Source organism: Ruegeria haliotis (genome assembly GCF_013377785.1).
GTDB lineage: Bacteria > Pseudomonadota > Alphaproteobacteria > Rhodobacterales > Rhodobacteraceae > Ruegeria > Ruegeria haliotis.
On record NZ_JABXWT010000001.1, the window covers coordinates 556,110 to 572,938 of the forward strand.

A 16,829-nucleotide genomic window follows, 5' to 3' on the forward strand; every position below is an offset into this window, starting at 1 on the left:
CTCGCCATGACAAGCGGATTCTTTGAAGGGATCGAAAAGGTCCGGTACGAAGGCACGGATAGCAGAAACCCTCTCGCCTTCCGCCACTACGACCCTGACGAAATCGTTATGGGTAAACGCATGGAAGATCACCTGAGGTTTGCAGTGGCGTGGTGGCATTCCTTTGCATGGGAAGGTGGAGACCCCTTTGGCGGGTCAACTTTTGTTCGCCCGTGGCACCCGCAGGACGACATGGGACGTGCGCGGATGAAAGCGGATGTCGCCTTTGAGATGTTCGAGATTCTGGGCCAACCTTACTTTTGCTGGCACGATGTAGACATTAGACCCGAACAGGGGAACTTTGCTGACAATCTTAAAACGCTGGATGAAATTACCGATTATATCGGTGAAAAGATGCAGTCAGCTGGAACCAAATTGCTTTGGGGTACTGCCAATATGTTCAGCCATAGACGCTGGATGGCAGGGGCCAGCACCAATCCCGATCCGGATGTTTTTGCTTTTGCGGCCGCCACAGTGAAATCATGCATCGATGCCACCCATAAATTGGGCGGTGAAAACTATGTACTTTGGGGCGGGCGAGAAGGGTACGAAACTCTGCTCAACACCGACATGAAAACAGAGCTCGATCATATGGGTCGGTTTCTGAACATGGTTGTGGAGTACAAGCACAAAATCGGGTTCAAAGGTACCATACTGGTCGAACCCAAGCCGCAGGAACCGTCGAAACACCAATATGACTATGATGCCGCAACCTGCATCGGGTTCCTCAGGAAGTACGGACTTGAAGACGAGGTGAAGCTGAACCTCGAACAGGGTCACGCAATCCTTGCCGGTCACAGTTTCGAACATGAAATTTCCGTAGCCGCAGCAGAAGACATGTTGGGCTCTATCGATATGAACCGGAACGACTACCAGTCCGGGTGGGACACAGATCAGTTCCCGAACAACACACCAGAGGTCGCTCTGGCCTATTACTATATTCTGAAGGCTGGCGGGTTTTCGACTGGTGGAACCAATTTTGACGCGAAGTTGCGCCGACAATCGATCAACGCAGAAGATCTTGTCGCAGCACATGTCGGTGGTATGGACATATGTGCCAGAGGGCTAAAGGCTGCTGCCGCAATGATTGAGGATGGTGGCCTTGAGGCCGATTTGGCCCACAGGTATTCCGGTTGGAACTCCCCGGAGGCGCAGTCCATGTTGGGCAGCAGTCTTGAGGAAATCTCTTCTCGTGTTCTCAGAGAGAATATCAACCCAGAGCCGCAATCTGGTCGACAGGAATTGTTAGAGAACCATGTGAACAGGTTTGTCTGATTTACACTGACGAAAGAAACTGGTCTGGGGCGAGCAGGGGGCGACCTCTGCCCCCCACACCAATCCCAATCAAACAGTGAACCCTGATTTGGAATCTTGCCGTAAGACACGCGACCAACGGTAGCTTATACCCGTGGCGCTTGCGTTTGTGGGTTCGGATCTCATTGTTGGCTACGATGTGATCCGAACCCTCTTGCACTCAAATGCTCGAACCGGACCCCATGGCACTGGCAGGCAGTACCATGGGGCCCGACCAACTCAGATCAGGAAGGAGTCTTCTTCCATCATGTTGGCAAACAGCAGATCGGGAAGAATTTGATCATCGGGCTCAGCGGCCGCGTCCAAAGGTGAGGCTGGAACGTCGCCAGACGCATGAAGACTGACAAAATCAAAATCATCCAAGCCCGGCAAACCCGTCGAACGCGCGTATTCAGCAGTATCTTGCGGCAACGCTTTGAATTCCAGCTCATCGGCTGAGGCGTCCCAGTCGAGAGCGTCAACACCAACGGAATTGAGGGCGACCTTTTGATTAACCGAGATCGATGGGGCGATTTTTGGAGGAACGGGGCCGATAAACCCACTTTCATCGAGATCGACACCGTAGAACGCTTCCACATCGACGGGGTCGGTGAAGTTGACCGCAGTTACAAACTCGCCCTGAGCGTCGAGTGTCCAGTCTGAATAGGTTCCGTCGACGTTTTTCCACAGCAGCCGATAGCCGTCAGTCGTGTCTTCGACCTGGATCGCTTCCCAACCGGCAAAGCTGTCAGGGCCCCTGAACTCACCGTTCTGGGTGACTTCGATGCTGCCGTCGATCAGGTACATGCCCCGTGTTGACGAGGCCAGCTCTGTCGAGCCGGTGCTTTCGATCGTCGTGTTGAAATGCCCGACTTCTCCGTCGTCGTTGAGATCGACGCCATAGAACTCTTCCACATCGATTAGATCGACGAGATTGGTGAAGTTGACAGCGGACACAAACGCGCCCTGAGCGTCGAGCGTCCAATCCGAATAGGTGCCGTCGGCGCTTTTCCACAGCAAGCGATAGCCGCCATTTGAGTCTTCGACCTGGATTGCTTCCCAACCGGCAAAGCTGTCAGGGCCCCTGAACTCACCATTCTGGGTGACGTCGATGGTGCCGTTGATCACGTACACGCCACGTGTCGACGAGGCGAGGGAAATGTCGTTGTTCTCGATCGTCGTGTTGAAATGCCCGACTTCTCCGTCGTCGTTGAGATCGACGTCGTAGAGCGTTTCCACATCGATTAGATCGATGGGGTCGGTGAAGTTGACCGCAGTTACAAACGCGCCCTGAGCGTCAAGTGTCCAGTCCGAATAGGTGCCGTCGGCGCTTTTCCACAACAACCGATAGCCGCCATTTGAGGCTTCGACCTGGATCGCTTCCCAACCGGCAAAGCTGTCAGGGCCCCTGAACTCACCGTTCTGGGTGACTTCGATGCTGCCGTCGATCAGGTACATGCCATGCGTCGATGAGGCCAGGGTTGTCGAACCGGCGCTTTCGACTGCGGAGACAAAATGTCCGACTACGCCATCGTTGTTGAGATCAGCCCCATAAAATTCTTCGACGTCGACGACATTGGTAAATTCGGTGGCGGATACAAATTGTCCCAGACTGTTCAATGTCCAGTCCGAATAGGTCCCGTTGCTGTGTTGCCACAACAAGCGATAGCCGCCACCAGAGGTCTCGGTTTGGATCGCCTCCCAGCCAGCAAATGAGTTTTCCCCTATAACCTGACCATTCATTGTAACAGCGATATTGGATGAACCGCCGTTCAGCACATAAATCCCGTGGGCTGCGTGTTGCAGCACGGTGTCCGTCGTGTCGATATCGGAAATCAATGTTGCGGATGTCAATCCTGCCAGATCGTATTGTTGAGCTCCATTCAGAAACTGAAACAGTTCAACGTTCGACACGGTAAAAGTGACATATGTCAGGACATTCAGAAACTCGTAGCTGCTACCGTTGTTAATGAACAGATAGCTGCTTGTCGCACTGATGAACCTTATGGTGTCAATCCCCGAACCACCGTCAAACGATCCGGCATTGTTGTTCACGATAGCGAGGTCGTTTCCTTCATTGCCGTTTACCGTATCGGCACCAGCCCCATTGGCAACATGAATGGTGTCGTTACCCTGGCCGCCGTTAACGGTGTTGTTGTTGGAGCCGTTGGAAAATGAATAAATCAGATCGTGGCCACCGTTGCCGTTCAGGACATTCTCTGCGGTATTCCCGGCAATCGTATCGTTGCCAGAGCCACCCGAGGCGTTTTCGATGACGACACCGTGCGCAATGGTAAAGCCACCCTGGACCCCATACACATATGAAACACCGCCACCGCCAAGCACGGAGTAATCCAACGAAGCCGGGCGCAGGTCGATCTGAGCCCCACCGCTGCCGGTATGTCGGATCGTATCAATGCCGCCGGTGTCCCAAATCGCCTGATACCCAACGCCCGACGTGTTGTAGGACGCAAGGTTATAGCTGTTGGTGCCACCATTGTTTGACGTATTTGCGCCATACATCGCTTGCAGTGCCGCGATGTCCAAAGCACCAAGCCCTGTAGATCCGCCCCATTTCGCATCAAGTGGCAGAAGTCCGTTGGCATCGGTCCAACCGTCATTGTAGGACATGACAGTGAAAATACCCTGGTTCAGATTGCCAGCGCCGAATGAATTGAATTCGGATGTAACGCCATTCATCACCGTGGTGCCAAGACTGGTATCGTGCGGGTGCCCCAGACCTAACGCGTGGCCAAGCTCATGCAGCAATGTCGTGAAGAAATACCCGCCAGGATCGCCGTTGCCATTGGAGCCAGCATCCCAATAATCGGTACTGAATGCGCCAATTGAGGGATTCTGACCCGGTCCAGAATGAAAGCCCAAAAGGTTCGGATTATCGGGATCCAAAACGGAGCCAGGGGCGATCACTTCATAAATGTCTGCGTCTTGCTGATTGAAGACCTCAACAAACTGGATGTTGGCGACTGCTTCTATCGCTGCAAGGGCAGCCTTGAAGTCAGCCTTGTATTCAGAGGTCCAGTATTGAGTATTGCTAAACTGGTGGAAGTTGTACTTGATCGTAGTCGTCGTATTCGCGAGGCCGTCGCCATAGGCAACAGTTCCCTGAATTGCGCTGAGTGGGGAGAAAGGAGAAGGGCTTGGGATATTAGATACAGTCATAGCTGGGCCTTAAGAGGTATCAACATGAGGTTAATTTCATGCGTAAGTTGTCATTTTTATGGCAGTTTTCCCGCTTTGACGGCGAAAGTGAACACTTTCTTAAGATGTGTCCAGAGGGTTCTGTTTCATGCGGGCCGAGTGTGATGTGCCCTCAACAACGGTTGCAGATCGTCAGCACCATTCGAGCGATTGCCGTGATTGTGCAATGAGGGGTTTCCGCCTCGTTAGGTGCGTCAGGGAATGCGTTGCAACCCAAATCAAGGAAAGGATGGCGACGTATCATCACGTAGCCTTGCCAAAGCCGGATGTTCCGCCGCAGCGTCAAGATTTCAGGGATTAGATCAACAATTCGAGCTTTGCGTCTGGAAAGTTTCGCAATACGGCGTCCACTTGCTGGTGTGGAACCAGGCACAGCGCGGTTGACAGGCCGTCGGCGATAACCGCCTGAGGGGCAGATATCGACAGGGTTTTGTGAAAGGGGTTCGAGCCGTTCGGATTCAGAATGTGGCCCTGTCCGCTCCCAAGCAATGTACCTTCCGGAGCTGAGGTCGCGACCGCTCTGTCGCGAAGACTCAAATGCTTCTGCACGGAACCTTCGGGCCCGGCCAGACCGACGCGCCATTGGCGTCCGTCCATCCTTTGTCCCATGGCCGCGATTTCGCCCATGTCCACGAGAACATCGTGCAAATCGAACGATCGGAGCAATGCAGCAATACGGTCGGTGATAGCTCCCTGTGCAATCCCATTCAACGTCAGGGCCGAGACGCCCGGTTGTGGCAATCGAATTGCAGCTGTTTCAATGGATACGTTGTGCCACCCGGTCGCTTCTCTGGCTGATCGCACTTCGGATGCGGATGCGCCGGTTGCCAAAGCGTACCACACGGGCTGAATACTTGGGTCGAACGCTCCATCGGATGCGTCATGCAGGGCTGTGCACAAGCTGAGGACAGTCAACAATTCGGGTGCCGGGGCAAAGAGGTGTCCATCTCGGTTCAACCTGCTGAGCTCGGATTCAGGACGATACAGGCTAAAGATGCCCTCCAGCCGCGCCACTTCTGTTTCTATGGCGTTGACGATCGGTGCGGCTTGCGCGTCGGTCAATCCTTCCAACCGCAGACTGGCCGCAGCACCCAGAGCAGTACCGCGCCACCGGGCAGTGGGTGCCGTGGCCGCGCTTGTGGGCAGGGCTGCACAGGCGGCAGAGATGGACAAGAAACGACGGCGGGACAAATGGATCATGCGGGTGTCTCCAGTATCAGGTCCAGATTGACGGGTCCCAACACTTCGGTATCCGGGATGTCATTCAAGGGCAGCGCCGCGCCGCCATATCTAAGGATGAATGCTTCGGCATCCTCTGGGTCGGCAAAAGGGACAACCTCACGCGCACCCATGCCGCCCGCCACATCAGCGCCCACGACAAAGGTCGCACTATCCGCTGCGATCCAGTTTGAGATGCCAGGCTGCCGCCAGTTGGGTGCGACCCCCATGTCGCTGACATACACGGCAGTGATCTTGGCGTCGCGCTCGGGGCTTTTCAGATACGCCACCATGTCGCGTACCTGTGCAAAGAACAGCGGCGTGGGGTAGCCTTCCAGATGGATCTGCCCTTTGGGGCCGCCATGCTCGGCGATGTTCATCTGGCAGAAAAAGCTGAGCGCATCGGGCGTCAGATCTATCGGATCGGGGGCGGCCACTTGTTCTTCTTTGCAGGCGGCCAGCGCCAGCAGGGCGATCAGGGCGAGGCGCTTCATGGCTCGACCCTCCGGAATGCGGCGCGGGCAAGGAGGAATCCCAGCACTGGCCATATTAGCAACGAGGCTGGCGCTGCCCAAACGGGCAGGGCTTGCGCGGCGCCGGTCATGCCTGACGCCATCGCTACGCCTTCAGTGGCGGCAATGTTCCACAGACGGAATGCGTCGGCCGGGTTGGCCACCATCACCCATGGAAAGACGGATTGGGTGAAGGTGCCGCCTTCATCCATGACGACGGCCCCCAACAGGCCCAAATCATAGAGGACGACAAAGATCAGCCAAAGCCCGGCCGACAGACCTGCCGCTGCCGTGGCGCCCCGCGCCAACGCAGACAGCAGGTATCCCAACGCCAGGAACACGGCGCCCAGCAGAACAGAGGTAAGGATCAGGCGTACCAGCGCCATCAGGCTCTCCGGGCCTGCGCCACCGAACCACACGGCCACGGCCCCGGCTGTGCCGAAACCGATGGTCATAGCAAAGGCCAGCGCGGCAAGGTGGGCGGTGAATTTACCCAACAGGATTTCTCCGCGTCCGGCAGGGTAAGACAGCAAAAGGGAAAGACTGCCCCGGTCCACGTCACCTGCAATGGCGTCGAAGGCGATCATCAGTGCCAGAAGGGGCGCGAGGTACACCGACAGCGTGGTCATCGAGGCGACCGAAACAGTCAGCATGTCAACGCCCAGTGTTCCCGTTGGCGCGCTGCCCGCAAAAGTCAGGGCCAGCGCGAACAGCACCATGATAAGTGTCGCGACCAGCAGCCAGCGATTGCGGCGCAGGATCAGCATCTCGGTGCGGGTAATGGCGAGGAAGCGGGTCATTGCAAATCCTCCTGAGCGTAATGGCGATACAGGTCTTCCAGCTTGGGCGGTGTCATTTCCACATCCGCCACCGCGTCGCCCATGCCGGCGATACGGCGCAGGGCTTCCATCTTGTCCTCCGGTGAACAGAGCAATTCGACCGACGCGCCGTTAATACGATTGCCACCCAGTTCAGCGGCCAATGCGTCCGCGTTGTCGCTGGCGCGCACCCGCAATCGGATTGGCAGGCCGGCCAAGGCCGACAGGTTGTTCAATGTGTCGTCGGCAACCATTTGCCCCTTGCGCATGATCGCGATGCGATCCGTGCGGGCCTCAACCTCGGTCAGCGCGTGAGAGGCGATTAGAACGGCCGTGCCCTGCGCCGCCAGTTCATCAATGATGGCGTAGAGATCCTGCCGCGAGATCGGGTCCAAGCCCGATGTGGGCTCATCCAACAGCGCCACTTTCGGTTGACCCAGCAGAACTTGCGCCAGACCCAGACGTTGCCGCATCCCCTTGGAATAGGTTCCGATCCGGCGGTCCAGCGCGTCGCTGAGGCCAACGCGGTCCAACAGGCCGGGCACGTTGGCATTGGAGCCCGACAATTGCGCAAACAATGCCAACTGCTCCCGCCCGGTCAGGGCCGGGTGGAATGAGACCGCCTCGGGCAAATAGGCCGTATCCCGCCGCGCCTGAGCGCTGCCGGGGGTCGCTGTACCAATTCGAATGGCTCCGCCCTCAATCGGGATCAAGCCAAGAATGGATTTGATCAGGGTGGACTTGCCCGCGCCGTTATGGCCCAGCAGCGCAACGCGCTGACCAGGGGTTAGGGACAGGGTAACATCATCAAGAACGCGGGTTTTTCCGCGATCCTTGCAGACGTGGTCAATCGTCAGGGCCTTATCCGTCATGAGGCACCTTTTTCATAGCTGGGGGTTCAGGGGCATTCGTCAGTGGGTTGCTGTCGATCACGCCGCCCGGCAGCAAGGCCGGGAAAGCGGATTGCGACCAGCGCACCAGCTGCACGGCAGGAGAGCCGAGCAACAATTTGGCTGAGGGTTGGGTCCACAGCACATGGTCCATACTGTCATTGGGCCGATAGGGGGCATCGGCGATGCCATCGCCATCCACGTCCAGGGCGGCAAAATCGGACCAGTAATTGCCGCGCCCGTCTTCGGACCACTCGACCCATTTGGTCGAGACGTATTTGACTTGCGTCCGGTTGCCGACAAAGGCGTTGCCAACGATGCGGTTACGTTCGGACCCAGCGGTGAAATGGATGCCGATGCCGCAACCCTGGAACCAGTTGTCGGTGAATTCGTTCTTGTTGGAATTATAGAGGAAGGTGCATTTTTCCTTGGCACCTTTCACCACATTGCCGGTGATGACACTTTTGTTGGCGTAGTTCATCATCACGCCATGTTCGCGGTCGTTGATCGAGACGTTGTTTGCAACTCTCACATTGGTCGAAAACATCACCGCATAGCCCAGATCGTTACCGATCGAGACATTGTCGCTGACCACGGAATCATCGGCATACATGTAATGCACCGCAAAGCGCAGATCGCGGAACCGGTTGCCAGTGAACGTGTTCTTCTTGGACGAATTCACAAAGACCCCGTCGCGCCCGTACCGGATGTCATTGTCTTCAACCACAGCACCCGGCGCGTTCCAGACATAGACGCCATTGCCCCGGTCATTCATTCGCCGGTCCTGACGCCCTTCGATCCGGTTGCCACGCACGATACTGTCTTTGGCGCCGTGAATGTCAACGCCATAGAGGTTACCCAACAGTACGTTATCCTCGACCACCGGCGCTTTGGCCGTTTTGGTCAGTTGGATACCGCTGTCGATCCCGTCATGGCTTGAGCCCGAGCCGATCACCTTCAGACCGCGCACGGTTACACCCGGTCCGGTCACGGTGATGACGCTGCCCGCGCCTTGTCCGTCAATGGTGGCTTGTCCCAACCCGTCAATGGTGACGGGCCGGTCCAGAACCAGAGTTTCGGTGTAAACACCGGGGCTCAGGCGAAGGGTATCTCCATCCGCCGCCTGCGCCAGTATTTCATTGATGGCCCCCGCTCGGTTGGGCACATCCCAATCCGCCGCCCAAAGAGGCGAGCCGAGCAGGAGCGGTATGAGCAGGGGCCAACGCATCGCTTATGCTCCCTGCGGCTCGACCAGCATCCGGCCGCGCATTTCCATGTGCAGCGCGTGGCAGAACCACTGGCAATAGAACCAGTGCACGCCTGGACGGTCGGCAGTAAAGGTGACCGAGGCGGTCGCCTGCGGCGCGACTTCCATCGCAACGCCGTAGTTACCCAGACAGAAGCCGTGGGTCACGTCGTCCACGTCATCGAGGTTGGTGACGTAGACCGTCACCTCGTCTCCCTGTTTGACGGTGAACTTCTCAAGGCTGAAGGTCGGTGCCTGCGATGTCATGTAGACCCGCACCTTGTTGCCGTCGCGGATCGGTTCCTCGGCGCCATCCTCTAGGTCAATACCATCGGCCTCGGCCTGTTTGCGGGCGTCTTCCCAAGTGATATCGTTACGATCCCAGATGTTGACCGGGTTGACGATATCGCGACGAACCATGATCGAGTCATGCGGCTCGGCGAAGGTCGGGCCGTCGTGAACCACCTTCATCTCGTTGGTCGAGATGTCGATCAGCTGCTCGTTCTCAGGCTTCAGCGGACCTGTGTTCAGGAACCGGTCTTTCGAGAACTTGTTCATCGAAATCAGCCACTTGCCGTCGGCCTCTTTGGTTTCACCCATGGTGGTCGAGTTGTGACCCGGTTGATAATGCACATCGACCTTCGAGATAATCGGGTCCACATCGGCGCCACCGTAAGCCTCGATAGCCTTGTCGATGTTCCACTTTACGATCTGACTGTCGAGGAACAGCGTGGTGAACGCGTTGCCTTGACCGTCATAGGCGGTGTGAAGCGGGCCAAGACCCAACTGCGGTTCACCCACAATGCACGACCTTGGGTCAGCATCGCTTTCGAACAGGGCGTCCAGCTTGGTGACGTCCATGATCGACACGGTCGGCGACAGTTTACCGTTGATGCAGACGTGTTTGCCGTCTGGCGCGGTGTTGATGCCGTGCGGCGAGTTCGGGATCGGGATGTAACGGGTGTACTTCTTGTTCTGACCCTTACGCCCGTCCAGAACCTTGACGCCTTTCAGCTCCTGATAGTCACCGGCCTCGATACCTGCTTCGATTTCCGCAAGGTTGAAGACAACGACATGGTCCAGTTCGTTCTCGGTCATCTCGGCCAAGTTCATACCCATTTCCGAGTTGTACGAGGTCGAATAGGCGTATTTGCCCTGATAGTCGCAGTCAGTATTGTCGAGGTTACCCGACACCATTACCTGCCACGCCACTTCCATGGTGTCGCCGTCCAGCGCGGTGAAGATGTTCACGTATTGCGACGGGTCGTCCAGCACTGTGCCGTCATTGACCAACGGCGTTTCATCCTCACCATTGGCAAAGACATAACCGGTGCGTGGGAATTTCTGCGGACGCAGACCGTGGATCGCCTTGGCGTTGGGGATCTCGGTGATCTTGTCGCATTTCATCACATCGCAACGCACGCGTGCGACGCGGGTGTTGGCCTTGTCGTTCATGAACAGATAGCGGCCGTCATAGGTGCCGTCCGTGAACGACATATGCGGGTGGTGAAGGTCACCGTTATCATAGGTTTTCATGCCGCGCTTGGCGAGGAATTCCTTGGTTTCAGGCAGCAGACCATCGGTCATGATCTTCAGCGATTCATTGGTCTGGCCCCAACCGGTGGCCGAGCAGCGGTTGAACACCGGAATCCGCATCAGTTCGCGCATGGACGGGAAGCCCAGAATGCGCAATTCGCCGGTCTGACCCGAGGACCAGAAGCCATAGTATTCGTCCAGCTCACCGGGCTCCAGATTGGCATTGGCGGCAGCGCTGGCTTCCTTTGCGGTCATCAGGGTTGAACCCAGACCGGTCCCGGCCAGCACAGCGCCGGTTGCGGTTGCACCCAGCATGCCACGGCGTGTGACGTTCAGTTTCTTGTCATGTTCCGACATGATGTTTCTCCTTTAGGAAACGGATTGCGGTTTGGCGTTCGGATGGTTCGCCGGTGGTTGTCCGAGAGGGGTCTTCAGATCGACCGACCCTGTCTTGGCCCGCCGTTTCAACTGGCGGATAACGACGGGACATTTGTCCTCGGACTGGTAGAGCACCTGACAATGCAGGCAGGTGACGCACTCGTTTGGGTTTATCTCACCGGTGGGGTGGATCGCCTGAACGGGGCATTCGTTGGCGCAGGTCTGACAGGGGGTGCCGCAATCCTTGTAGCGGCGCAGCCAGTCAAACATGCGCATCCGGGCCGGGATCGCCAGCGCTCCGCCCAGCGGGCAAAGATAGCGGCAATAGAACCGTTCGATGAACAGCCCGATCCCCAGCAAGAGCAGCGCAAAGACCACAAAGGGCCAGTCGCGCATGAATTTCAGAATGATCGCGGTCTTGAACGGCTCGATCTCGGCATATTTCTCGGCCAGCGGGATCGACACAAAGCTGAGGCCGAAGAGACCAAGGAAGATCATGTATTTCGCAGGCCACAGCCGCTCGTTCAGGCCCCAGGGCAGGGTCCATTGCGGCACTTTCAGCGCGCGCGCGATCTTGTTGGTCAGCTCCTGCAAGGCGCCAAACGGGCACAACCAGCCGCAATAGGCGCCACGACCCCAGAACAGCAGGGCGGCGGCGACGGCGAACCATTGGATGAAGACCAACGGATCCAACAGGAAGGCATCCCAACTGAACCCGGTGCGCAAGCTGCCTGCCAGTGCCATCAGGTTCACCACGCTCAGCTGCGCATTGGCGTACCAGCCGATGAAGAACAGGGTCATGGTCAGATAGCCGATGCGGAACCAGTAGAAGAACCGCGCATTCATCGTGGCATGGAACTGGAAGAAGAACGTCGCGGACAGCACCAACAGCATGGCACCCAGACCGGCGATCTCGACCGTGCGGTCTTTCCAGATGCGTTTCCACAGGGCGGCCTTGGCGGCGGCCTCTCCGGTCGCATCGTCGACAACGGAAGGGGCGGTAACGGGCAGTAGGTATTGTGCTGGCAGCTTGTAACCCACATCGAAGGTCAGAAAGGTTTTTTCAACCGCACCCACGGCCCGTTGCACCAGCAATTGCAGGCGGAAAGGTTCGGCGGGATCAAATTCGGCATCGGCGGGGATTTTGAAGATGTCCAACTCGGTGAAGCTTGGCGCATCAGGGGCTGCAACACTGCCCAATCGCCGTTGTTGTTTGTCGAAAAACCGCACCGAGTTGTCGCCTTGGATCAACTGAATCCGGTCGAATATCCCGCCGCGTACATAACCTGACCCCTTGAAGCTGTATGCCCCGCGTCCCAGCACCAGCAGGGCCTGTTCACCGTCTTCCAGCCAATCCGTCAGGTTCTGATATTCGGCCTCACCCAACAGGGACTTGCCGATCGACGGCACGGACACCAATGCCATATGCATGTCGATGAACGTATCATCCGGTTCCCCTGGCTCGGGGCGTTTGATGGCGCGTTGATCACCGGTGGCCTCGAAGGCGGCGTTGACCTGTCCTATGTCCAGCGTCAATCGTCGGACCGAACCGTCACCTGACAGAGTTGCCCAGTCGTATACGGCGCCCTGCGCCATATCGAGCTCGCGTTTTGGCCCATCAGCCTGCAACGGTGACAATCCACCCAGACCCAACGCCCGCGACACCTTGATGCCGCCGCGCACAAGGCTGTCGTCGATCACCATGATGGTCACAGTGGCGCCCGAGATGATGTCGAGGTCATGCCCCTCACCCCCCGTTTCGGCCTCACGTTTGAGGTCGAGACCGGTGTAACCTTCGGTTAGTTCGATCATGCGTGAATTGGGGATGCCGATCAGAACAATAGGTTCCGAGTGTTTGACCAGTTGGACACCGGTCAGAACCGCGTCATCGTCGATGGCCGCGACCACGTGGATGGGTTTGCCAGAGTACCCGGTGGTGCCGACAAAATCAGAGGTCAGGAAAGCCCAGGCCACGGTCTCTCCGCCCTTGAGGACGGGGGCGACCTTTACGTCTTCGCGCACGGGGCCGAAGGCATCGGCACCAGGGGTAAGGTCGGCTGGATCAAGGTCAGGAAGGAAGCTGGCAAGGCTGTCTGCCTGGGCGTTGATCGCCATTAGACAGGACAGAGTGAAGGCCAGCAGGAATTGGATCGCGCGACTTACGACCATGGCGCACCTCCGATAAATGGGGTTACCGCCATGGACGCGCGCGGGGCGCGTTCGGTTCTATCTTGGGGCGCGAACGGGGGTCCGCGGGTTGCGGGCCACAGCCAGTCCGAGTTGTACGAATAGTACAAATCCCTGGTTTGGTTACGTACGTATTGTACATATCCCACCCGCGCCATTTCCGGCAGGTCAGGCAGCGGGGCCGTCCCGGTTACCGCACAAAGGGCGCAGTCGGCACATTTCGGGCAAGGCGCAGTTGGATCATCGGTGCCCTCTTCAAGGTCGACCTCGACCCAAACCGCGCCTGCCTCCGAGCAGATCTCCACCCACATGCTTTCCCCGGGACTCGCCAGCGCCGGGCCAAGCATTTGCAACAACAGAAGGAAAATGCCTGCCACACCACAAGCCGCGCGAAACGCGCGGGCAGGAAAGGTGTGCAGATGGCAAGAGGCAGGCATGGAGAATCCAACTCGGCAGTCTTTCCTGAGTCTTAGAGTGTTCTTTCCGATGCAGACTTGACTTAGGTCAGGTTTCGCAAAATTGACAGCTACCCGCCGGCCTCATCCATCAGCCCGCGAACCCATCGCCCCACCAGCCACGACGCAGGAATACCAAGGGGGACTGACCACAGGATTGCAGTGACAGGACCGATTACACCGAACCCGGCGCTATGCGCGATCAGCCCGGCCAGAAACAGGTTGATGGCCACGGTCAGAGCCGTCGCCGGGTACAGCAAAATGGCCAGTTTCCAGACTGGCCATTTCCCGTCAGTGGCTGGTGCCTTCCGAGAAGGTGATCTTGTTCCAGACATTGTATTTCCCTGAAGGTTTACGCATTGGCAGCCGCCGAACCTCTTCCAGCGTCTGTGCATCATAGACGATCACCGCGCCGTCATCCTCCCAGATCGACACCAGTGCGTGGCTGCCATCCTTGGTGAATTCAACATGTGCCACCGTCTTGCCGGGGGCGGGGCGCAGTGTTTTGACGATCTCCAGTGTATTCTTGTCGATCACATGCATGGCATCCTTGTTGGGGCCAAAGAACACATCGGCCCAGACATAAGGCGAATTCTCATGGCTGCGCATGAAGAACCCGGGCCCTTCGGTTTTGATCCGTTTGACTGTTTCCCAGCTTTCCATGTCGATCACCGACACCGTACCATCGGTCAGGTGCGGCGTGGCCATAACGGTCGTGTCGCCATGCTTCCACGTGATGCCCGAGCCCAGATGCGGCATGCCCGGCAGATCCAGATCGGCGACCTTTTGACCAATGACAAGATCGATCACCTGACCGCCTTTGCCATCACGGGACGCGCCCATGACGTACTCATAGCTCTGGTCGAAAAAGAAATCGTCCAGATAGTCAGGTGTGGTGATCTTGCGTACCGGAAAGGGGTCGGGGTTCTTGAATTGTCCTTCGATGCGGAAATCATGACCCAAACCGGATTGCGGCGGGTTGTCACCATAGAAGACCTCCCAGATTTCAGGCACGTCTTTCAGGGCCAAAACGAAACTCTCGCGCGGGGGGGCTTGATAGACGGCGGACACCCGACTGGGTTTGCCCTTTTTGCTTTTGATGTCGATGACCTTAGCCACCGACAGATCATCCGTGGACAGCAGTGTCAGGCTGTTGGGCAGATAATTGGCAATGGCCACCCATTTACCATCGCCCGACATGGCGATGTTGCGGCTATTGACGCCTGCCCGCACCCGGCCCACCTGCTTCAATGCCCAGATGTCATACTTCTGCACCCAACCATCGCGGGACATGATGAAGACATAGCGTCCGTCGGGGCTGAATTTCGGTCCGCCATGCACGGCAAAAGGGGTTTCGAACCGGTCCAAGACCTCGAACGTGTCGCCGTCCAGAACGCTGACATGGTGATCGCCGGTTTCCACCACCAGTGTGATGTTCATCGGGTCGCTGGACCATATGGGCGCGTCGACCGACGCATAGTCTTCGTCCAACGTGCGGCTGGCCATGATCTCTGCCTCGCCCCATACGGGATTGGTTTCCAAAGGCGATTTTAGCCAGCCCGCCAGTTCTTCGATCTGTAGGGCATCCAATTCACGTGAAAAGGCAGGCATCTGCGTTGCGCCGCGCCCCTCGGCAATCACCGAGGCCACACGCGGCCCACGCATCCGTTTCAGTGTCTCTGGGATGAGTGCCGGGCCGACGCCGCCCAGACGGTCTTCGCCGTGACATGAGGCGCAGTGTTCCTTGTAATCCGCTACTGCGTCGGCCCAGGCAGTTCCAGCTAGCAGAAAAGAGCAGAGCGTGCCTATCGAGATGGTCTTAAAAGAACTGGTGCGCCGGATCATGACGTTTCCCCCGGAAAGGTGTGACCTGAAGGCGCTCGCCCGCGTCATTCACGCCGATTTCTTCGTTTGACAGATAGCAGGCCGGATCTTCAGCCCAGGGATCTCCGGTTACTTGCAGGGCTCGGATACGGGTGTTGCCACCGCAGACGTCCTTCAATTGGCAAGCACCACAACGCCCTTTCAGCGGGCGCGGGCGGGTGCGCAGCATGGCCAGCATCGGATCACCGCTGGCCCAGAGTTCTGAAAACGGCTTGGTCTTCACATTGCCAACCGTGTAGTCGGACCAGTAGGTATCCGGGTGAACCCGGCCCAGATTGTCGATATTGGCAACGCCGAGACCGCTTGAGTTGCCACCCCACCGAGCCAGGTGTTCTCGCACATGCGCCTCTTTTTCGGCATCGAAATTCGCGTGCACCCAGTTCAGGAAATACCCCGCATCCGCATCATTGTTGCCGGTTACAACATCCAAAGGACGCCCGCCCGAGGCGGCCTCCCACGCGCGCTCCAACAGCAGGTCCAGACCTTTGCGGGTTCGTAGATGTTCCGCATCCTCGCCCCGGTTTTTGTCACCGCGCCCGGCATAGACCAGATGAGACAGATAGAACTTGTCCACGCCCTCGTCATCGCACAGTTGCAGAAGGTCGGGCAGGTGATGCTGGGTGCCCTCGGTCAGGCAAAAGCGCAGGCCAACCTTGATGCCACGCTTCTTGCATTCGCGCACGCCGCGCAGGGCGTCGGCAAACGCTCCCTCGACGCCCCGGAACCAGTCGTTTGTTGCTCCGATCCCGTCCAGAGAGATGCCGACATAGTTAAAGCCAACATCGGCGATCATATCCGCTGTCTCGTCATAAATCCGAGTACCGTTGGTCGACAGCGCCAGCATCGGCACCAGATCGCGGGCACGTTTGGCGATGTCGAAGAAATCAAACCGGTCCAACGGTTCCCCACCCGAGAGGATCAGGGCCGGGACGCGAAAATGGCCCAGATCCTCAAGGGTTACCATGGCTTGCTCGTGACTGAGCTCACCCGGGAATGCCACATCCGCCGAGACGGTGTAGCAATGGCGGCATTTCAGGTTGCAGCGCCGCGTCAGGTTCCAGATCACCACAGGTTTCACCGCGCCGGGACGGCGTTTGCGTACCGGGGTCGGTTTGACCAGCTGGTGCATATATTCGGTCAGGCGGAACATGGAT

Annotated in this window: 13 protein-coding genes; 1 reads left to right on the forward strand and 12 read right to left on the reverse strand. The window is 57.7% G+C overall.

Going from position 1 to position 16,829, the window contains the following annotated elements; translation table 11 throughout:
- Positions 1-6: 6 nt before the first annotated feature.
- Positions 7-1,314, forward strand: a complete 1,308-nt coding sequence (xylA, locus tag HW561_RS02795; protein ID WP_176861694.1) for a xylose isomerase — start codon at positions 7-9, stop codon at positions 1,312-1,314.
- Positions 1,315-1,572: 258 nt separating this feature from the next.
- Here xylA and HW561_RS02800 read toward each other — a convergent pair whose 3' ends face one another.
- From HW561_RS02800 to nirJ, 12 genes are all read right to left on the reverse strand, one after another.
- Entirely contained in the window at positions 1,573-4,512 is a 2,940-nt protein-coding gene (locus HW561_RS02800) for a matrixin family metalloprotease (protein WP_176861695.1), read from the reverse strand.
- Positions 4,513-4,848: 336 nt separating this feature from the next.
- On the reverse strand, positions 4,849-5,751 hold the full coding sequence (locus tag HW561_RS02805) for an FAD:protein FMN transferase (protein ID WP_176861696.1): 903 nt from the start codon (positions 5,749-5,751) through the stop codon (positions 4,849-4,851).
- The gene (locus HW561_RS02810; protein WP_176861697.1) at positions 5,748-6,263 is read right to left on the reverse strand and encodes a nitrous oxide reductase accessory protein NosL; all 516 of its coding nucleotides are present in this window, start codon (positions 6,261-6,263) and stop codon (positions 5,748-5,750) included. The genes HW561_RS02805 and HW561_RS02810 overlap by 4 nt, the downstream gene beginning before the upstream one ends.
- Positions 6,260-7,081, reverse strand: coding sequence for an ABC transporter permease (locus HW561_RS02815; protein ID WP_176861698.1), 822 nt, complete (start codon positions 7,079-7,081; stop codon positions 6,260-6,262). Before HW561_RS02815 ends, HW561_RS02810 begins: the two co-directional genes overlap by 4 nt.
- Positions 7,078-7,971: an ABC transporter ATP-binding protein gene (locus tag HW561_RS02820; RefSeq protein ID WP_176861699.1), complete on the reverse strand. Its 894-nt coding sequence runs from the start codon at positions 7,969-7,971 to the stop codon at positions 7,078-7,080. The genes HW561_RS02815 and HW561_RS02820 overlap by 4 nt, the downstream gene beginning before the upstream one ends.
- On the reverse strand, positions 7,961-9,217 hold the full coding sequence (locus HW561_RS02825) for a nitrous oxide reductase family maturation protein NosD (RefSeq protein WP_176861700.1): 1,257 nt from the start codon (positions 9,215-9,217) through the stop codon (positions 7,961-7,963). The genes HW561_RS02820 and HW561_RS02825 overlap by 11 nt, the downstream gene beginning before the upstream one ends.
- 3 nt (positions 9,218-9,220) lie before the next feature.
- Positions 9,221-11,128 carry a TAT-dependent nitrous-oxide reductase gene (nosZ, locus tag HW561_RS02830; protein WP_176861701.1) on the reverse strand — a complete coding sequence of 636 codons (1,908 nt, stop codon included), beginning with the start codon at positions 11,126-11,128 and terminating at the stop codon, positions 9,221-9,223.
- A gap of 12 nt (positions 11,129-11,140) precedes the next feature.
- Positions 11,141-13,318 (reverse strand): NosR/NirI family protein, encoded by a 2,178-nt coding sequence (locus tag HW561_RS02835; RefSeq protein WP_176861702.1) that lies wholly within the window; start codon positions 13,316-13,318, stop codon positions 11,141-11,143.
- The gene (locus HW561_RS02840; RefSeq protein WP_211198493.1) at positions 13,309-13,773 is read right to left on the reverse strand and encodes a DUF2946 family protein; all 465 of its coding nucleotides are present in this window, start codon (positions 13,771-13,773) and stop codon (positions 13,309-13,311) included. Before HW561_RS02840 ends, HW561_RS02835 begins: the two co-directional genes overlap by 10 nt.
- Before the next feature lie 89 nt (positions 13,774-13,862).
- Positions 13,863-14,126 (reverse strand): hypothetical protein, encoded by a 264-nt coding sequence (locus HW561_RS02845; protein ID WP_176861703.1) that lies wholly within the window; start codon positions 14,124-14,126, stop codon positions 13,863-13,865.
- Complete coding sequence (locus HW561_RS02850) at positions 14,083-15,636, reverse strand: nitrite reductase (protein WP_176861704.1); 1,554 nt, start codon at positions 15,634-15,636, stop codon at positions 14,083-14,085. The genes HW561_RS02845 and HW561_RS02850 overlap by 44 nt, the downstream gene beginning before the upstream one ends.
- The gene (gene nirJ / locus HW561_RS02855; protein ID WP_176861705.1) at positions 15,611-16,825 is read right to left on the reverse strand and encodes a heme d1 biosynthesis radical SAM protein NirJ; all 1,215 of its coding nucleotides are present in this window, start codon (positions 16,823-16,825) and stop codon (positions 15,611-15,613) included. Before nirJ ends, HW561_RS02850 begins: the two co-directional genes overlap by 26 nt.
- Between the last annotated feature and the right edge of the window lie 4 nt (positions 16,826-16,829).

Excerpts from the sequence above, each read along its gene's own strand:
- xylA (WP_176861694.1), top strand. The coding sequence starts at position 7 with ATGACAAGCGGATTCTTTGAAGGGATCGAAAAGGTCCGGTACGAAGGC.
- HW561_RS02800 (WP_176861695.1), bottom strand. The coding sequence starts at position 4,512 with ATGACTGTATCTAATATCCCAAGCCCTTCTCCTTTCTCCCCACTCAGC.
- HW561_RS02805 (WP_176861696.1), bottom strand. The coding sequence starts at position 5,751 with ATGATCCATTTGTCCCGCCGTCGTTTCTTGTCCATCTCTGCCGCCTGT.
- HW561_RS02810 (WP_176861697.1), bottom strand. The coding sequence starts at position 6,263 with ATGAAGCGCCTCGCCCTGATCGCCCTGCTGGCGCTGGCCGCCTGCAAA.
- HW561_RS02815 (WP_176861698.1), bottom strand. The coding sequence starts at position 7,081 with ATGACCCGCTTCCTCGCCATTACCCGCACCGAGATGCTGATCCTGCGC.
- HW561_RS02820 (WP_176861699.1), bottom strand. The coding sequence starts at position 7,971 with ATGACGGATAAGGCCCTGACGATTGACCACGTCTGCAAGGATCGCGGA.
- HW561_RS02825 (WP_176861700.1), bottom strand. The coding sequence starts at position 9,217 with ATGCGTTGGCCCCTGCTCATACCGCTCCTGCTCGGCTCGCCTCTTTGG.
- nosZ (WP_176861701.1), bottom strand. The coding sequence starts at position 11,128 with ATGTCGGAACATGACAAGAAACTGAACGTCACACGCCGTGGCATGCTG.
- HW561_RS02835 (WP_176861702.1), bottom strand. The coding sequence starts at position 13,318 with ATGGTCGTAAGTCGCGCGATCCAATTCCTGCTGGCCTTCACTCTGTCC.
- HW561_RS02840 (WP_211198493.1), bottom strand. The coding sequence starts at position 13,773 with ATGCCTGCCTCTTGCCATCTGCACACCTTTCCTGCCCGCGCGTTTCGC.
- HW561_RS02845 (WP_176861703.1), bottom strand. The coding sequence starts at position 14,126 with ATGTCTGGAACAAGATCACCTTCTCGGAAGGCACCAGCCACTGACGGG.
- HW561_RS02850 (WP_176861704.1), bottom strand. The coding sequence starts at position 15,636 with ATGATCCGGCGCACCAGTTCTTTTAAGACCATCTCGATAGGCACGCTC.
- nirJ (WP_176861705.1), bottom strand. The coding sequence starts at position 16,825 with ATGTTCCGCCTGACCGAATATATGCACCAGCTGGTCAAACCGACCCCG.